Annotated in this window: 15 protein-coding genes; 11 read left to right on the forward strand and 4 right to left on the reverse strand. The window is 63.2% G+C overall.

The features are described from left to right. Positions 1-49 precede the first annotated feature (49 nt). From Q7514_RS28530 to Q7514_RS28570, 9 genes are read left to right on the forward strand one after another with little or no spacing between them, the layout of a single operon-like run. Positions 50-973 carry an HpcH/HpaI aldolase/citrate lyase family protein gene (locus tag Q7514_RS28530; protein ID WP_330136630.1) on the forward strand — a complete coding sequence of 308 codons (924 nt, stop codon included), beginning with the start codon at positions 50-52 and terminating at the stop codon, positions 971-973. Then, positions 970-1,740, forward strand: coding sequence for an SDR family NAD(P)-dependent oxidoreductase (locus Q7514_RS28535; protein WP_330136631.1), 771 nt, complete (start codon positions 970-972; stop codon positions 1,738-1,740). The genes Q7514_RS28530 and Q7514_RS28535 overlap by 4 nt, the downstream gene beginning before the upstream one ends. A 35-nt stretch (positions 1,741-1,775) precedes the next feature. Beyond that, complete coding sequence (locus Q7514_RS28540; protein ID WP_330136632.1) at positions 1,776-2,738, forward strand: TIGR03621 family F420-dependent LLM class oxidoreductase; 963 nt, start codon at positions 1,776-1,778, stop codon at positions 2,736-2,738. Between the two features lie 12 nt (positions 2,739-2,750). Further along, positions 2,751-3,668, forward strand: coding sequence for an enoyl-CoA hydratase/isomerase family protein (locus tag Q7514_RS28545; RefSeq protein WP_330136633.1), 918 nt, complete (start codon positions 2,751-2,753; stop codon positions 3,666-3,668). A 3-nt stretch (positions 3,669-3,671) separates the two neighbouring features. Then, entirely contained in the window at positions 3,672-4,862 is a 1,191-nt protein-coding gene (locus Q7514_RS28550; protein WP_330136634.1) for a CaiB/BaiF CoA transferase family protein, read from the forward strand. 39 nt (positions 4,863-4,901) lie between these two features. Then, complete coding sequence (locus Q7514_RS28555) at positions 4,902-6,191, forward strand: aromatic ring-hydroxylating oxygenase subunit alpha (RefSeq protein WP_330136635.1); 1,290 nt, start codon at positions 4,902-4,904, stop codon at positions 6,189-6,191. 10 nt (positions 6,192-6,201) lie between these two features. Next, on the forward strand, positions 6,202-6,537 hold the full coding sequence (locus Q7514_RS28560; RefSeq protein ID WP_330136636.1) for a hypothetical protein: 336 nt from the start codon (positions 6,202-6,204) through the stop codon (positions 6,535-6,537). 4 nt (positions 6,538-6,541) lie between these two features. After that, on the forward strand, positions 6,542-7,378 hold the full coding sequence (locus tag Q7514_RS28565) for a TauD/TfdA dioxygenase family protein (protein WP_330136637.1): 837 nt from the start codon (positions 6,542-6,544) through the stop codon (positions 7,376-7,378). Then, positions 7,375-8,127, forward strand: a complete 753-nt coding sequence (locus tag Q7514_RS28570) for an SDR family NAD(P)-dependent oxidoreductase (RefSeq protein ID WP_330136638.1) — start codon at positions 7,375-7,377, stop codon at positions 8,125-8,127. Before Q7514_RS28565 ends, Q7514_RS28570 begins: the two co-directional genes overlap by 4 nt. A 108-nt stretch (positions 8,128-8,235) precedes the next feature. Here the strand turns inward: Q7514_RS28570 and Q7514_RS28575 are convergent, their stop codons facing one another. From Q7514_RS28575 to Q7514_RS28590, 4 genes are all read right to left on the reverse strand, one after another. Further along, complete coding sequence (locus Q7514_RS28575) at positions 8,236-8,565, reverse strand: hypothetical protein (RefSeq protein ID WP_330136639.1); 330 nt, start codon at positions 8,563-8,565, stop codon at positions 8,236-8,238. Between the two features lie 34 nt (positions 8,566-8,599). After that, the gene (locus Q7514_RS28580) at positions 8,600-9,196 is read right to left on the reverse strand and encodes a DUF3558 domain-containing protein (protein ID WP_330136640.1); all 597 of its coding nucleotides are present in this window, start codon (positions 9,194-9,196) and stop codon (positions 8,600-8,602) included. A gap of 272 nt (positions 9,197-9,468) precedes the next feature. Beyond that, positions 9,469-9,819, reverse strand: coding sequence for a hypothetical protein (locus tag Q7514_RS28585; RefSeq protein WP_330136641.1), 351 nt, complete (start codon positions 9,817-9,819; stop codon positions 9,469-9,471). Positions 9,820-9,848: 29 nt separating this feature from the next. After that, positions 9,849-10,838 (reverse strand): linear amide C-N hydrolase, encoded by a 990-nt coding sequence (locus Q7514_RS28590; protein ID WP_330136642.1) that lies wholly within the window; start codon positions 10,836-10,838, stop codon positions 9,849-9,851. Positions 10,839-11,579: 741 nt separating this feature from the next. On the opposite strand from Q7514_RS28590, the gene Q7514_RS28595 reads away from it, so the two are divergent. Then, a complete protein-coding gene (locus Q7514_RS28595; protein ID WP_330136643.1) occupies positions 11,580-12,434 on the forward strand; it encodes a 3-hydroxyacyl-CoA dehydrogenase in 855 nt (284 codons plus the stop codon). Positions 12,435-12,452: 18 nt separating this feature from the next. Next, on the forward strand, positions 12,453-14,219 hold the full coding sequence (locus tag Q7514_RS28600; protein ID WP_330136644.1) for an oleate hydratase: 1,767 nt from the start codon (positions 12,453-12,455) through the stop codon (positions 14,217-14,219). Positions 14,220-14,222: the final 3 nt, after the last annotated feature.

Raw genomic sequence — 14,222 nt, forward strand, 5'->3', positions numbered from 1 at the left:
TGTTCTTCAACAGTATTCAGCTGCACTCACACTTGAACGGAGATGCGAAGTGACACGGGCACGACGCTCCGAGCTGGCAACGCCGGCAAGCAATGAATCGATGTGCGCGGCTGCGGCCCGCTCCGACGCCGACCTGGTCTTCCTCGACCTCGAGGACGCCTGCGCGCCGTCCATGAAGGAAGCCGCCCGCGGAATCGCGGTGCACGCGTTCACCGAGCTGGATTGGGGACGCACCACCCGCGCGGTCCGGATCAACGGACTGGACACACCCTGGTGTCACGACGACTTGATCGAGGTCGTCACCGGCGCCCGCGACGCACTCGATGTCATCATTGTGCCCAAAGCCCGCACCGCCCGCGACGTGTGGTGGGTCGACGTCATGCTCACCCAGCTCGAGTCGAAGGTCGGGCTCGCGAAGCCGATCGGCCTCGAAGTGCTGATCGAGGAAGCGGAAGGACTGCTCAACGCCCAGGAAATCGCGAAGGCGAGCACACGCGTCGAGGCCGTCATCTTCGGTGTCGGCGACCTCTCGGCCTCACTCCACGCTCGCGTCGGCGGAAACTTCCGACCGGCCGCCGGCACCTATCCCGGCGACTTCTGGCACTACGCGCGGGCCCAGGTCCTCGCCGCGGCTCGCGCAGCGGGTGTCGACGCGATCGATTCCCCCTATCCGGACTACGCCGATGTAGACGGATACCGCACCGACGCCGAACACGCCGCAATGCTCGGATTCGACGGAAAATGGGCCATCCACCCCAGCCAGGTACCGATCGCCAACGAGGTCTTCACGCCGACACCGGACGAGATCGCGCACGCCCGAACACTGGTCGACGGCTACCGCGCAGCTCAGACCGGAGGCGTTGGCGCGCTCGGTCGAGGCGGCCAACTCGTCGACGCCGGGCATCTCCGTCTCGCCGAGAACGTACTGGTCAAAGCAGAACTCACACAGACAGAGAGCGGTGTCACACGATGAGCACAGCTGAAGGCAAGGGTCGTCTCGAGGGCAAGGTCGCCGTCGTCACCGGCGCAGGGTCCGGGATCGGCCGCGCCAGTGCGCGCCTGTTCGCCCGCGAAGGGGCCAAGGTGGTCTGTGCTGACGTCAGTGGTCAGGAGAAGGAGACCGCGGACGAGATCGGGAACTCTGCGGTCGCGGTGCACGTCGACGTGGTGAACTCGGCGGACGTGCAAGACATGGTCACCGCCGCGGTGGACTCCTTCGGTCGCCTCGACGTGCTGTTCAACAACGCCGGGCTCAGCGGCCGGCGGGGCCCCATCGCGGAACTCGACGAAGACGCGTTCGACAACGTCGTCGCGGTCAACCTCAAGGGTGCCTTCCTCGGGATCAAGTACGCGATCCCCGCCATGATCGCCTCCGGCGGTGGTTCGGTGATCAACACGGCGTCCGCGTCGGCGCTGGTCGGATGGAAGGGCATCGCCGCGTATTCCGCAGCGAAGGGTGGCGTCGTGCAGCTCACCAAATCGGCCGCGCTCGACTACGCGACGAGCGGCATCCGGGTCAATGCGATCTGTCCGGGCATGACCTGGACGGGACTCGCCGGCGCTGCCGCCGACGGACACGTCGCCCCACCCACCGGAGAGGGCCAGGTACCACCCCAGCCGATGAAGCGCTGGGGAGTCCCACAGGAATTGGCCAACGCCGCACTGTTTCTCGCCAGTGACGAATCGTCGTTCATCACCGGGACGGCCATCCCGGTCGACGGCGGCTACGTCGCACGCTGACCTGCACGACTCGACTCCGAACGGAGCCCACAGTCATGACACGACCATTCCGGTTCGCCGTCCAGGCGACCAAAGCCACCACCTCCGCCGAATGGCGCGACACCGCCCGCCGCGTCGAAGATCTCGGATTCTCCACGCTCTTCCTCTCCGATCACTACCTCGGGCCGGGGCCGGCGCAGGAGGACGCCCGGTGGCCACCGCAGTACCTCGCTCCGATCGCGGCGATGTCCGTCGCTGCAGCCGTCACCAGCACTCTGCGTGTGGGATGCCGGGTGTTCTGCACCGATTACCACGTCCCGGGCGTACTGGTGAAGGAAGCGGCGACCCTCGACATGCTCTCCGACGGCCGGCTCGAATTCGGTATCGGTTGCGGCTGGAGCGAGCCCGAATACGTCGCTATGGGTGTGCCCTTCGCACCCGCCCCGGAGCGCGTGTCGAAGCTCGAAGAAGTTGTCGCACTGTTCAAGGCGCAGTGCTCGGGTGAGCCACTGGATATCAGCGGCGCGCACGTCACCGCGAAAGACTATGCCGGACTGCCGCTGCCGGTGCAGAGGCCGCACCCTCCGATCATCATCGGAGGGAGCCGAAAGAGGGTGCTGTCATTGGCCGGCCGTGAGGCCGACATCGCCAGCATCAGCACAGTGTCGTTCGAACCGGTCAACGCGCAGGGGCGCACCCCGCAGCAGGAAGCGGTCGAACGACTGCAGTTCGTCCGGGATGCAGCAGGTGATCGCGTCTCCGACCTCGACATCGAGAGCTCGCCTTTCTTCATCAAGATCACCGACGATGCGGACACCACACTGAAGAAGATCGCGTCCCGCCTACGTATCAGCGCGGACGGGCTCGCGGAGCATCCGAACGTCCTGGTCGGCGGTGTCGACGAGGTCGCCGACCAACTGCTGAAGCGTCGCGAGACCTTCGGCGCCAACTACATCTCCGTGCAGCAGAGCAATTTCGAGGAGTTCGCTCCCGTCGCGCAACGCCTCGCAGGACTCTAGAGAAGGACAGACATGACCAAGAGATCACGCTTCAGCGAATACAAGGATCGGTACGCGAACTACAAGTTCGAACTCACCGAAGACGGCATTCTCTTCATGCAGTGTCACACCAACGGCGGGTCGCTGGTGTGGGACTGGAAGTCACACGACGACATGGCCGACGCCTTCGCCGACATCGCAGGCGACCGCGAGATCAAGTGCCTGATCCACACGGGTACCGGCGAGAATTACAACGCCGACTGGGGTTACATGCCCGACGGTTCGCCCATCGACACTCCGATCTACCAGGCGATGCCGGGCGATCGCGGACTGTGGAAGCTCGACGAGAAAGCCTGGTACAACCGCAATCTCATGTTCAACGTCCTCGACGTGGACGTACCGATGATCAGTGCGATCAACGGGCCCTGCAACATCCACTCCGAGGTACCGCTCATGGGCGATATCGTGCTCGCCTCGGACACCGCGTGGTTCCAGGACGTGTCGCATTTCCCGCGCGGACAGGTCCCAGGCGACGGTCAGCACGTGATCTGGAATTTCCTTGCCGGGCACAACCGCGGTCGCTACCTGCTGCTCACCGGCAAGAAGCTGTCGGCGGAGGAAGCCAAGGAATGGGGCGTCGTCGCGGAGGTGCTCCCGAAGGACAAGCTGCTCGATCGCGCGTGGGATCTGGCCCGCGACCTTGTCAAGAAGCCCCCGCTGACCCTGCGCTACACCCGTCAGCTGTTCACTCACCAGCTCAAGCGCGCATTCCTCGATCAGATGAACCAGGGCATCGGTTACGAAACCTACGCGCAGCGAGCGTTCTTCCCGGTCGGCGGTTATATGCAGCCGCTGGACCGGGCTTGGGACGACAAGCCCTGGACGAACCCGGACGGGAACACCGTCGCGGATGCCGGCAACCATCGTGCAGCCGCTCCCGCGGAAGGCTGACTCATGCACGCGCTCGACGGAATCAAGGTCCTGGACCTGGGCACCTTCATCGCCGGACCGTTCTGTGCGACGGTGCTCGGTGAGTTCGGGGCGGAGATCATCAAGATCGAGCGCCCCGGTGTGGGCGACCACCTGCGCCGATTCGGAACCGAGACGGAGTGCGGCGACACCCTCGTCTGGCTCAGTGAGGCCCGCAACAAGCGGTCGGTGACGTTGGACCTGACAGATCCTCGCGGACAACAGATCCTGCGGGAGTTGATTGCCGACGCCGATATCGTCATCGAGAACTTCCGGCCCGGAGTGATGGAACGCTTCGGATTCGGATTCGACGAGATCCACGCCATCAATCCGCGCACCATCATGCTGAGGGTGTCCGCATACGGCCAGAGCGGGCCCAACCGCGACCTCCCGGGCTTCGCTCGGGTCGCTCACGCGTTCTCCGGCCTGGCCTACCTCGCCGGCGAACCGGACGGCCCGCCCGTGACGCCGGGGTCGACGTCACTGGCCGATTACATGACCGGATTGTACGGGGTGATCGGAGTGCTCACGGCGCTGCAGGCGCGGGAACGCACGGGCCACGGGCAGGTCGTCGACCTGGCGCTGTACGAAACGATCTTCCGCGCGCTCGACGAGTTGGCCCCAGCGTTTCAGCAGTTCGGCTTCGTTCGGGAACGCATGGGCGCCGACACCGTCAACGTCACCCCTCACAGTCACTACCAGGCCGCCGACGGCGGATGGGTCGCGATAGCGTGCTCCCACGACGACATGTTCGTCCGTCTCGCCAAGGCGATGGGCGACCCGGACCTGGCGAGCCCGGATCTGTTCGGCCCCAAGGCTGCACGGCTGAAGGCCCGCGACGAGGTGAACTCCCTGGTCTCCGGGTGGGTCGGATCACTCAGTCGCGACGAGGTGATCAAGCGATGTGTCGACGCGGAGGTACCGGCCGGGCCGCTGTACTCGATCGCCGACATATTCGACGATCCGCAGTACCTGCACCGGGGCACCATCACGACCGCCGAGTCGCGAATCGGCCCTCTCGCCGTTCCCGACGTCATTCCCGCACTGTCCGACACTCCCGGCGAGATCCGATGGCTGGGACGAGAACTCGGTTCCGACACCGACTCCGTTCTGCAAGAACTTCTCGCTCGAACCCCGAGTGAGATCGCGACCCTGCGCGCAGATGGCGTGATCTGACCACACACCACAGATATGCTACGAGAAAGGCGCCATACCATGGCAATCCAAGAGAAATTGGCCACCGGCCAGGGGAAGTTCACCCCGAGATATCCGGAGCTGGGAACCGGACCCGTCAGCTACGACGACGCCGTCTCCGAAGAGTTCTTCCTCGCCGAACGCGAAGCGGTGTTCAAGCGGTCGTGGCTCAAGGTCGGGCGCATCGACCAGCTACCGCGCGTCGGCAGCTATTTCACACGTGAACTCGTCGGGCTCGGCTCGATCGTCATCGTCAAGCAGGCCGACGGCACGGTCAAGGCGCTGCACAACGTGTGCGCCCACCGCGGCAACAAGGTGGTGTGGCAGGAGCATCCCGCAGAAGAGACCAAGGGCTCCTGCAAGGCCTTCACCTGCAAATACCACGGGTGGCGCTACGGGCTCGACGGCAAGGTCGACCACGTCACCAACGAGGAACAGTTCTTCGACCTCGACAAGGGCGCCCTCGGTATGCCCGAGCTGCATTGCGACACGTGGGCCGGATTCATCTTCGTCAACTTCGACCCCCACGCTCAGCCGCTGCGCTCGTTCCTCGGTGAGAAGTTCACCGCGGTCGAGAGCTACCCGTTCGAGAAGATGACGGAGCACTACGGCTACAAGACCAAGGTCAAGGGCAACTGGAAGCTCTCCATCGACACGATCCTCGAGTGGTACCACCCGCCGTATGTGCACGGCCGATTCATCGATCGCGACGTGTCGAAGGCCGAGAAGCTCGTGCCACCGCCGGACTCCTACTACTACGACCTGTTCACCTCGCACATGCTGAACTCGGTGCCCGGCCCGCCGCAGCTGCCCCCGCGCAAGCCCGGTGAGCTCGGCCCCGCCCAGCGCAACCAGCGTTGGATCTACAAGTTGCTGCGCGCCGGCCTGTTCGGCCCCGACGACGTGCAGGACATCGGCCCGCTGCCCGACGTCCTCAACCCCGGCAACATCAAGTCCTGGGGCAATGATGCCTACTGGCTGTTCCCGAACTTCTCGGTGCAGATCTGGGCCCGCAACTTCTACATCACGTACCAGTACTGGCCCGAGACGGTCGGCGAGCACAGCTACGAGCTCGACATCTACTTCCCGCCGCCGCGCAACGCAGCGGAGCGTCTGGCCCAGGAGATGACCGCACAGACCACCATCGAGTTCGCGATGCAGGACTCGAACACAGTCGAAGCGACGCATTCGGCCCTGGCGACGGGTGCCAACCGGGAGTTCCACCTGTCGGATCAGGAACTGATGATCCGCAACTTCCACAAGGTTGTCCGCGACACGGTCACCACACACCAGAACCTCAGCTCCAAGTAAGGACGAACCGATGACGAATTCGACTCTGCCGGAATCATTCCGGGACCTCGAGCCCTTTGTCGACGAGTGGGCGCTGGCCACCCGCGAGGAACGCTACGACACGCGTATGGCCCGCACGATCGACGAACTCGACCGCTTCTACGATGCGATCGCTCCGCGCGCCGAGGAGGCGATCGACTACCTCAACGGATTCGACCTGGAGGAACTGCCCGAGGCCGAGACCACATTGTTGCACCTGATGTACTCGCTGGTCATGGTGTCGTACCCGGTCAACGTGTTCCGTCAGCCGAAGATCCCCGACTCGGGTGCTGCGTTCTTCGACACAGTCGTCGAACCCGAGGTCTGACGCCATGGCCTACACCGTCACCGATATCGGACCCACAACGGGCGTCGAGATCAGCGGCTTGTCCGGGCCCGAACTCGTGGATCAGGGCGTCGCCGACGTCGCTTCGGATGCACTGAACCGACGCGGTGTAGTCGTGTTCCGTGAGGCAAATCTGTCCGACGGCGACCTCGTCGCGTTCAGCCGGCTGCTGGGGAAGGTCGCGCAACTCCCGCTCGGCGGCGACTCGGAGCACCCGGAGATCCAGAAGGTCACCCGCGACGCGACGAAGAGCAAGCTCGCTGCATATCGGGAAGGCACATTCTTCTGGCACATCGACGGCACCACCGCCGAGATCCCGGACAAGGCGACCGTCCTCATGGCGCGGCAGGTGTCCGACGACGACACCGGCGACACCGAATTCGCGAACACCTACGCCGCATACGAGGAACTGCCGGACGATCTCAAGGCGGAGCTCGAGGGCACACGTGTGGTGCACAGCTTCGCGGCGTCCCAGTTGCTCGTGTATCCCGATCCTGACCCGAAGGAGCGGGCGGCGTGGGACCGCAATCCCTCGCGCGAACACCCGCTGGTCTGGACCCGAGGGTCAGGGAAGAAGTCCATGGTGCTCGGATCCACAGCTGAGCGGGTGGTCGGCAGATCGGAGGACGAGAGCAAGGACCTGCTCACACGGCTGCTGGATTGGTCGACGCAGGACCGCTTCACCCTCCGGCACAAGTGGCGGGTGGGCGACGTCGTCATCTGGGACAACACCGGCATGCTGCACCGCGCGTGCCCGTACGGAGAGCAGTCGGCACGTCTGATGCTCCGCACATCACTCGTCGGTGAGGAGGTCGTGCAATGACCGCCAAGGTTGCACTCGTGACGGGTGGTGGTTCGGGCATCGGCCGGGCCATCTCGCACCGGCTCGCCGCCGACGGTTACGCGACAGCCGTACTCGACCTGAACGCCGCATCGGCCAAGACGGTCGTCGAGGAGATCCTCGAAAACGGCTACACTGCAGCCGCGTTCGGCGACGTCGACGTGTCGGACCGGTCTCAGGTGGACGCTGCTGTCGAAAGCGTGCGGGACAGCCTCGGGGCGGTGTCGGTTCTCGTCAACAACGCCGGTATCACCGGATTCAAGAAGTTCGGGCACATCACCGACGAAGTGTGGGAGCGAACCCTCGCGATCAACCTGTCGGGCCCGTTCTATGCGTGCCAGGCCGTGGTGCCCGACATGACGAAGGCGGGGTGGGGGAGGATCGTCAATATCTCGTCCTCCAGCGCTCAAGGTGGTCAGCAGTTCATGACGCACTACGTGGCGTCGAAGGCCGGGCTCGTCGGATTCACGAAATCGCTCGCGCTCGAACTGGGCCCTTCGGGAATTACCGTGAACACGATCCCACCAGGGTTCGTCGATACCCCGATGCTCCGCGGATCGGAACGGGACGGTCTGCTCGGCGGCAGCGTCGATGAACACGCCGACCGAACTCCGGTCCGACGCGCCGGCAAACCGGAGGATATCGCGGCAGCGTGTTCGTTCCTCTGCTCGGAGGAAGCCGGGTACATCACGGGCCAGATCATCGGTGTGAACGGTGGGCGCAATACCTGATCTTCCGGATAGGTATCAGCACAACATGATTCCCGCGACGGTTCCGGTTTCCCACAGCAGCAATCGCTGCTGTGGGAAGCCGGCATTCGCGCGGGAAGGGTGGGCCGGCTACGTGTCGACGTCGATCGCCTGAAGCTGCCGTACCCAGTCGAACTCGGCGCCGAGGAAAGCTTCGCCGCCGGAGGCGAAGGCGTCGCGGAGCTGGGTGAGAGCTTCGATGAACTGATCGACGCGCTCGCGGGCGGACTCGGGCGTGCCCGCGCCTTTGCGGGCGTAGCCGGCGGCAAGTTGCTTGGCGGACTCGAAGTCGCCGAAGCCCTCAGCGAAGCCGAGCCTCGACGTGATCGCACTAGCCGCTCGGAGCTCAGAGAGCACGCTGTTGCAGATCGTCACGATCTCCTCGATGACGTGGGGGTCTAGCCTCACGAAGTCGCTCACGGCGGGTTCGTCCTCTCGGTGGGTGGAGTTTCTTTCAAGCCTTGAGGAGCGGCTCGACTGCCGCGACGAAATCGTCCAGTCCCGCGCACCATTCATTTTGCGGGACCGGACCCGTATGGTCCTTGTGATAGAGCCGATTGAAGAGCACGATGCCGAAGTTGGTCTCGAGTACGTATGTGCACTCGTTGTCGCCGTTCGTACCGATCTCCCGTAACGCCGGACGCCCGTTGATGGTGATCTCAGTTGCGAACTGACCGTTCTTCTTCAGTTCTTCGTCCAGCGAGACATTGCCAGCCATGACGTTGAGGTCATATCGCGCCAAGACTCCGGGTATTTGGACAGTTCCGCGGTAGTAGCATGCCAGAAACGTATACGACCCCATCGGCATGTCCGCGAACTCTTTGTGCGCCGCGTCGTAGCCGGCCGCGGTCATCACGTCGTCGGGGAGGTCGAGGCACGGGTCGAAGGTGATGTCGGGGCGGCCCGAGTCGTCGACGATGCGAGGTGTGCGCGTTGTCGGGGCGGCGGCTTCGGTGGTGGTGTCGTCGACCTCTGGTGCCGGCGCTGGTCCGCAGGACGACACAACCGCGACCACCGCAGCACCCAGCGCTGCATGTCCCCACCTGCCCACGCGACCCCCCGATCCGCCCGAAAAATCGGTTCGACGCTAGCACAACCGGTCCCACCATAATTCCCGCGACGATCCCAGCTTCCCACAACCGCAATTGCAGGTGTGGGAGGCTGGGACGCGTGGGGGAAAGGGCGATGGCTACGTGTCGGCGTCGCGGAGCTGGGTGAGGGCTTCGATGAACTGATCGGCACGATCTCGTCGATGACCTGGGGGGTCCAGCCGTATGAAGTCGCTCACGGCGTGTTCGTCCTCCTGGTCGATGGATGCTTCATTCAAGCGTCGAGTAGCGGTTCGATTGCTGCGACGAAATCGTCCAGTCCTGCACACCATTCACCTTGCGGGACCGGGCCCGTATGGTCCTTGTGATAGAGGCGATTGAAGAAGACGACACCGAAATCGGTCGCGAGTGCATATGTGCACTCGTCGTCGCCGAAGGTGATGTCGGGGCGGCCGAGTCGTCGACGATGCGTGGGGTGCGGGTCGTCGAGGCGGGGGCCTCGGTGGTGTCGTCGACCCCTGGTGCCGGCGCTGGTCCGCAGAACGACGCAACCGCGACCACCGCAGCACGCCCCACCTGCCCACGCGACCCTCGATCCGCCGAAAAATCGGTTCGACGCCGACACTGCGGGCAGGAGGTGTCCGCAGTGGTGGTTCAGGACGGGAGTGTGAGGAACTGCATCGGGTCGCTCTTCTCGAAGTGGCCCGACACCTCACCGGCAAGGCCACCTTGTAGTGCGGTGTCGCTGAGAAGATCCAGCTTGCCCGCCCGCGCACCCTCGCTGAAGTCGAGATCGTCCAGATCGACCCACACGATGTTGGGTCGGGTGGTCGACTCGAACACGTATCGCTTGTTGGTCAGATCGGCAACGGTCTGCCAGATCGTCTGCGAAACATAGGGTTTTCCTGGAGCCGGTGTTCGGAATGGCTGCGCTGCATTGCGCATGACGCTGAGGATTCCTGCGACGGCCTCGACCGGGTTCTCCGGATCCGGTAGGCGGCCGACGTAATGTGCGGCGCGGGCAAACCTGTCGGATGCAGAGTCGGTGCCGGGGATCGGCTTGTCGCCCCCGAAACCCTCGATCTGCCTCAGCAAGTCGATCTGTTTGTCGTAGGTGGGGGAGTTGGTCATGACGACGTGGTCGCGGCTGTGCCAGATCACGGCCTTGCCATCGAGGTACTCGATGACCGCAGAGTCTCCGGTCGCGTCATCCAGGGCCAAGTGCACTGCCGGGACTTCACCGGTAGCTGGGTCGCCCAGCGGCACTACCTGTACGCCTGTGCGGTCGATCCACGACACTGCCTCGTCGACTGTCGCGAAGTTGTCGAGGAAATACTGCATCCAGACGGCCATACTGAGTCCGGGTTTGCTGTTGTCGTATGTGCCGTAAGTGGATTCGGTGAGCCAGAGAACGTGCCCTGCCAAACCCTCCTCGTTCATACCATCGACGGTCATCATGTCGTAGGCCCCCGCCACGACGCTGCCGTACTTCGCCCTCCAGGCCAGGTTTCCTCCGACACCGTCGTTGCGTTCGACACCGCGAGGAAGCGACCACAGGTTCGTCCCGGTATCGCGGTGGTAGTCCATGTTGCGGCCGACAAGCACACCACCGGAGGGTTCGTTCCAGACGACTCGAGTGCACATTCTTTTGCCTTTCCAGGACGAGTACGGTTCCCGAGGCTGCGGTATGTCGATGGCGTGTCCAGCGCGCATTTCTCGGCAATGGTGTATTCAGGTGTCGTGTTGAAACGGTGGTTCTGCACAATCGTCCCGTGGCGAATAGAAACTCCTCCTCGAATGGTCTCCCAGAGTTTTCTATCACTCTTCTCCTGCGCATGAACCGTGTCGGTCGCGGGGGAGGGTTAAATCGAGGGGTGAATTTCTGCGCGTCATCGCTCGCTGGGCGACGTTGTCGGCACGGAGGGGTCGATGTCGGCGCGGGTGCGGTCGCGTCAGTGGTGGTCGGAGTGGACGTCGACGACATCGGTGGTGCCGCTTCGGATGCGGGTGCTTCCGTCGACGGAACCGTACGGATGGTCACTGTGGGTTCCGGCGAGGAGGTCTTGCGCGGTGCGCTGCGCACCGAAACCGATCGCCGTAGATTGGTGTTGGAGGTGGCCGGTCGTGCCGTGGATTCGACGCTGGCAGAGGCCCGGTACAAACGGAGGTTTCGTCGAGTTCAGTATTCCGCCGACACCGGAGTTTGTTGTGATAGATTGCGAATCGCTCCAGTATCCGTTGCGCATCTGGTTTCCGTCCGGAATTCCGGATCTCGATTTGTTGGTGTCTCCGACGCCCTTCGTTAACCGCCGACTGTACGAGGCTTCGGTAGTCATCCGACCGGCGGAAACGGCGAAGGCCCGGCAGGTCCACAAGGAGGTACGCATGAGTGAAATTCGAAAAGTCACTGTACTCGGTGCCGGCGTTCTGGGGTCCCAGATAGCGTTCCAGTCGGCATACAAGGGATTCGACATCACCTCCTACGACATCAGCAATGAAGCGCTCGACGGCGCACGAGAGCGGTTTGCCGGATTGGGTGAGACGTACAAGCGGGACGTCGCAGGTGCCACCGAGGAGGCTGTTCGGGAAGCGCGCGAAAGACTCACACTGACAATGGATCTGGAAGACTCAGTGGCGAACGCCGACCTTGTTGTCGAAGCGGTTCCGGAGATCCTGTCACTCAAGCAGGAGATCTACGGGAAGATCGGGGCTGCAGCGCCGTCGAAGACCGTCTTCGCGACCAATTCGTCGACGTTACTCCCGAGCGACCTGAAGGAGTCCACCGGGCGCCCCGATCGGTTTCTCGCGCTGCACTTCGCGAACCAGGTCTGGCAATTCAACACAGCCGAGATCATGGGCACTCCCGATACGGACCCGGCAGTGTTCGCGGCAGTGGTCGAATTCGCGACCGAGATCGGCATGGTGCCCATCGAACTGCACAAGGAGAAGGCCGGGTACGTCCTGAACTCGCTCCTCGTGCCCTTCCTCTCCTCGGCTGCGCAGCTCGCTGCCGGCGGATACGCCGACCCCGAAGCAGTGGACAAGACGTGGAAGATTGCGACGGGCGCGCCGATCGGACCGTTCCAGATCTACGACATCATCGGCCTCTCCACCCCGTACAACATCATGGCCAACGGCGACGATGAGCAGCAGAAACTCGCGGTGTGGCTGAAGGAGAACTACATCGACAAAGGCAAGCTCGGCCTCGCGTCGGGCGAAGGTTTCTACCGATACTCCTGAGACGAGAACTGAGGCGCGATGTACTACAGCAGCGGCAACTACGAGGCATTCGCACGTCCACGCAAGCCGGAGGGCGTGGACGACAAGTCGGCGTGGTTCGTCGGCTCGGGCCTGGCTTCGCTGGCGGGGGCAGCGTTCATGATCCGCGACGGCAGGATGGCCGGCAACCGGATCACGATCCTCGAACGGCTGAAGTTGCCAGGCGGTGCACTCGACGGAATCAAGGAGCCGAAGAAGGGGTTCGTCATCCGCGGTGGACGCGAGATGGAGGATCATTTCGAGTGTCTGTGGGATCTGTTCCGGTCAGTCCCGTCGCTCGAGGTCGACGACGCCAGCGTGCTCGACGAGTTCTACTGGCTGAACAAGGATGATCCGAACTACTCGCTTCAGCGCGTCACGGAGAAGCGTGGGCAGGACGCACACACCGACTTCGAGTTCGACATGAGCTCGAAGGCTCAGAAGGACATCACGAAGGTGTTCCTCACTCCACGTGAGGAACTCGAGAACAAGCGTATCGACGAAGTATTCGGCCGCGAGTTCCTCGACAGCAACTTCTGGCTGTACTGGCGCACCATGTTCGCGTTCGAGGAATGGCACAGTGCGCTCGAGATCAAGCTGTATCTGCACCGCTTCATCCACCATATCCGCGGCCTACCGGATCTGAGCACCCTGAAGTTCACCAAGTACAACCAGTACGAGTCGCTCGTGCTTCCGCTGTACACGTGGCTGCTCGATCAGGGCGTGAATTTCCGCTTCGACACCGAGGTCACGGACATCGATTTCGAGATCACGTCCGAACGGAAACAGGCCACCCGTATCCATTGGATCTCCGACGGAGCCGAGGGCGGCGTCGATCTGGGTCTCGATGATCTCGTGCTCACCACCATCGGCTCGCTGACGGAGAATTCGAACAACGGCGATCACCACACACCGGCTCGGCTCGACGAGGGGCCCGCGCCGGCATGGGATCTGTGGCGTCGGATCGCAGAGAAGGATCCTGCCTTCGGTCGCCCCGACGTGTTCGGTGCGCACATCCCCGAAACCAAATGGGAGTCCGCGACCGTCACGACACTCGACGAACGTATCCCCGAGTACATCCAGAAGATCTGCAAGCGGGATCCGTTCAGTGGACGTGTCGTCACCGGTGGCATCGTCACCGCCCGGGATTCGAAGTGGCTGATGAGCTGGACAGTGAACCGTCAGCCCCATTTCAAGCAGCAGCCCAAGGATCAGATCGTCGTGTGGGTGTATTCGCTGTTCGTCGACGTTCCGGGCGACTATGTGAAGAAGCCGATGCAGGAGTGCACGGGCGAAGAGATCACTCAGGAATGGCTGTACCACATGGGTGTTCCGATCGGAGACATCCCGGAGCTCGCAGCGAATGCCGCGAAGACGGTGCCGGTGATGATGCCCTACGTCACCTCGTTCTTCATGCCGCGTCAGGCGGGGGACCGACCGGACGTGGTCCCGGAAGGTGCCGTCAACTTCGCTTTCCTCGGACAGTTCGCGGAAACTACCCGCGACTGCATCTTCACCACCGAGTATTCGGTCCGCACCGGAATGGAGGCTGCATACGAGTTGCTGGGCATCGAACGTGGTGTGCCCGAGGTGTTCGGATCGACATACGATATCCGGAAGCTGCTGCAGGCAACGTACTTCCTCAATGACAAGAAGGAAGAGAACGTCCCGCTGCCGAAGCTGATGCGTCGACGGCTGAGCAAGAAGCTGGACGAGAACGAGATCGGCCAATTGCTGCACGAATACCACATCTTGACCCGAGAGTAACTG

The organism is Rhodococcus artemisiae (genome assembly GCF_036327795.1).
Taxonomy (GTDB): domain Bacteria; phylum Actinomycetota; class Actinomycetes; order Mycobacteriales; family Mycobacteriaceae; genus Rhodococcus; species Rhodococcus artemisiae.

Coding starts and splice junctions, on each gene's coding strand:
- Q7514_RS28590 (WP_330136642.1), bottom strand. CDS start 10,838: ATGTGCACTCGAGTCGTCTGGAACGAACCCTCCGGTGGTGTGCTTGTC.
- Q7514_RS28600 (WP_330136644.1), top strand. CDS start 12,453: ATGTACTACAGCAGCGGCAACTACGAGGCATTCGCACGTCCACGCAAG.
- Q7514_RS28555 (WP_330136635.1), top strand. CDS start 4,902: ATGGCAATCCAAGAGAAATTGGCCACCGGCCAGGGGAAGTTCACCCCG.
- Q7514_RS28560 (WP_330136636.1), top strand. CDS start 6,202: ATGACGAATTCGACTCTGCCGGAATCATTCCGGGACCTCGAGCCCTTT.
- Q7514_RS28540 (WP_330136632.1), top strand. CDS start 1,776: ATGACACGACCATTCCGGTTCGCCGTCCAGGCGACCAAAGCCACCACC.
- Q7514_RS28535 (WP_330136631.1), top strand. CDS start 970: ATGAGCACAGCTGAAGGCAAGGGTCGTCTCGAGGGCAAGGTCGCCGTC.
- Q7514_RS28595 (WP_330136643.1), top strand. CDS start 11,580: ATGAGTGAAATTCGAAAAGTCACTGTACTCGGTGCCGGCGTTCTGGGG.
- Q7514_RS28550 (WP_330136634.1), top strand. CDS start 3,672: ATGCACGCGCTCGACGGAATCAAGGTCCTGGACCTGGGCACCTTCATC.
- Q7514_RS28570 (WP_330136638.1), top strand. CDS start 7,375: ATGACCGCCAAGGTTGCACTCGTGACGGGTGGTGGTTCGGGCATCGGC.
- Q7514_RS28565 (WP_330136637.1), top strand. CDS start 6,542: ATGGCCTACACCGTCACCGATATCGGACCCACAACGGGCGTCGAGATC.
- Q7514_RS28545 (WP_330136633.1), top strand. CDS start 2,751: ATGACCAAGAGATCACGCTTCAGCGAATACAAGGATCGGTACGCGAAC.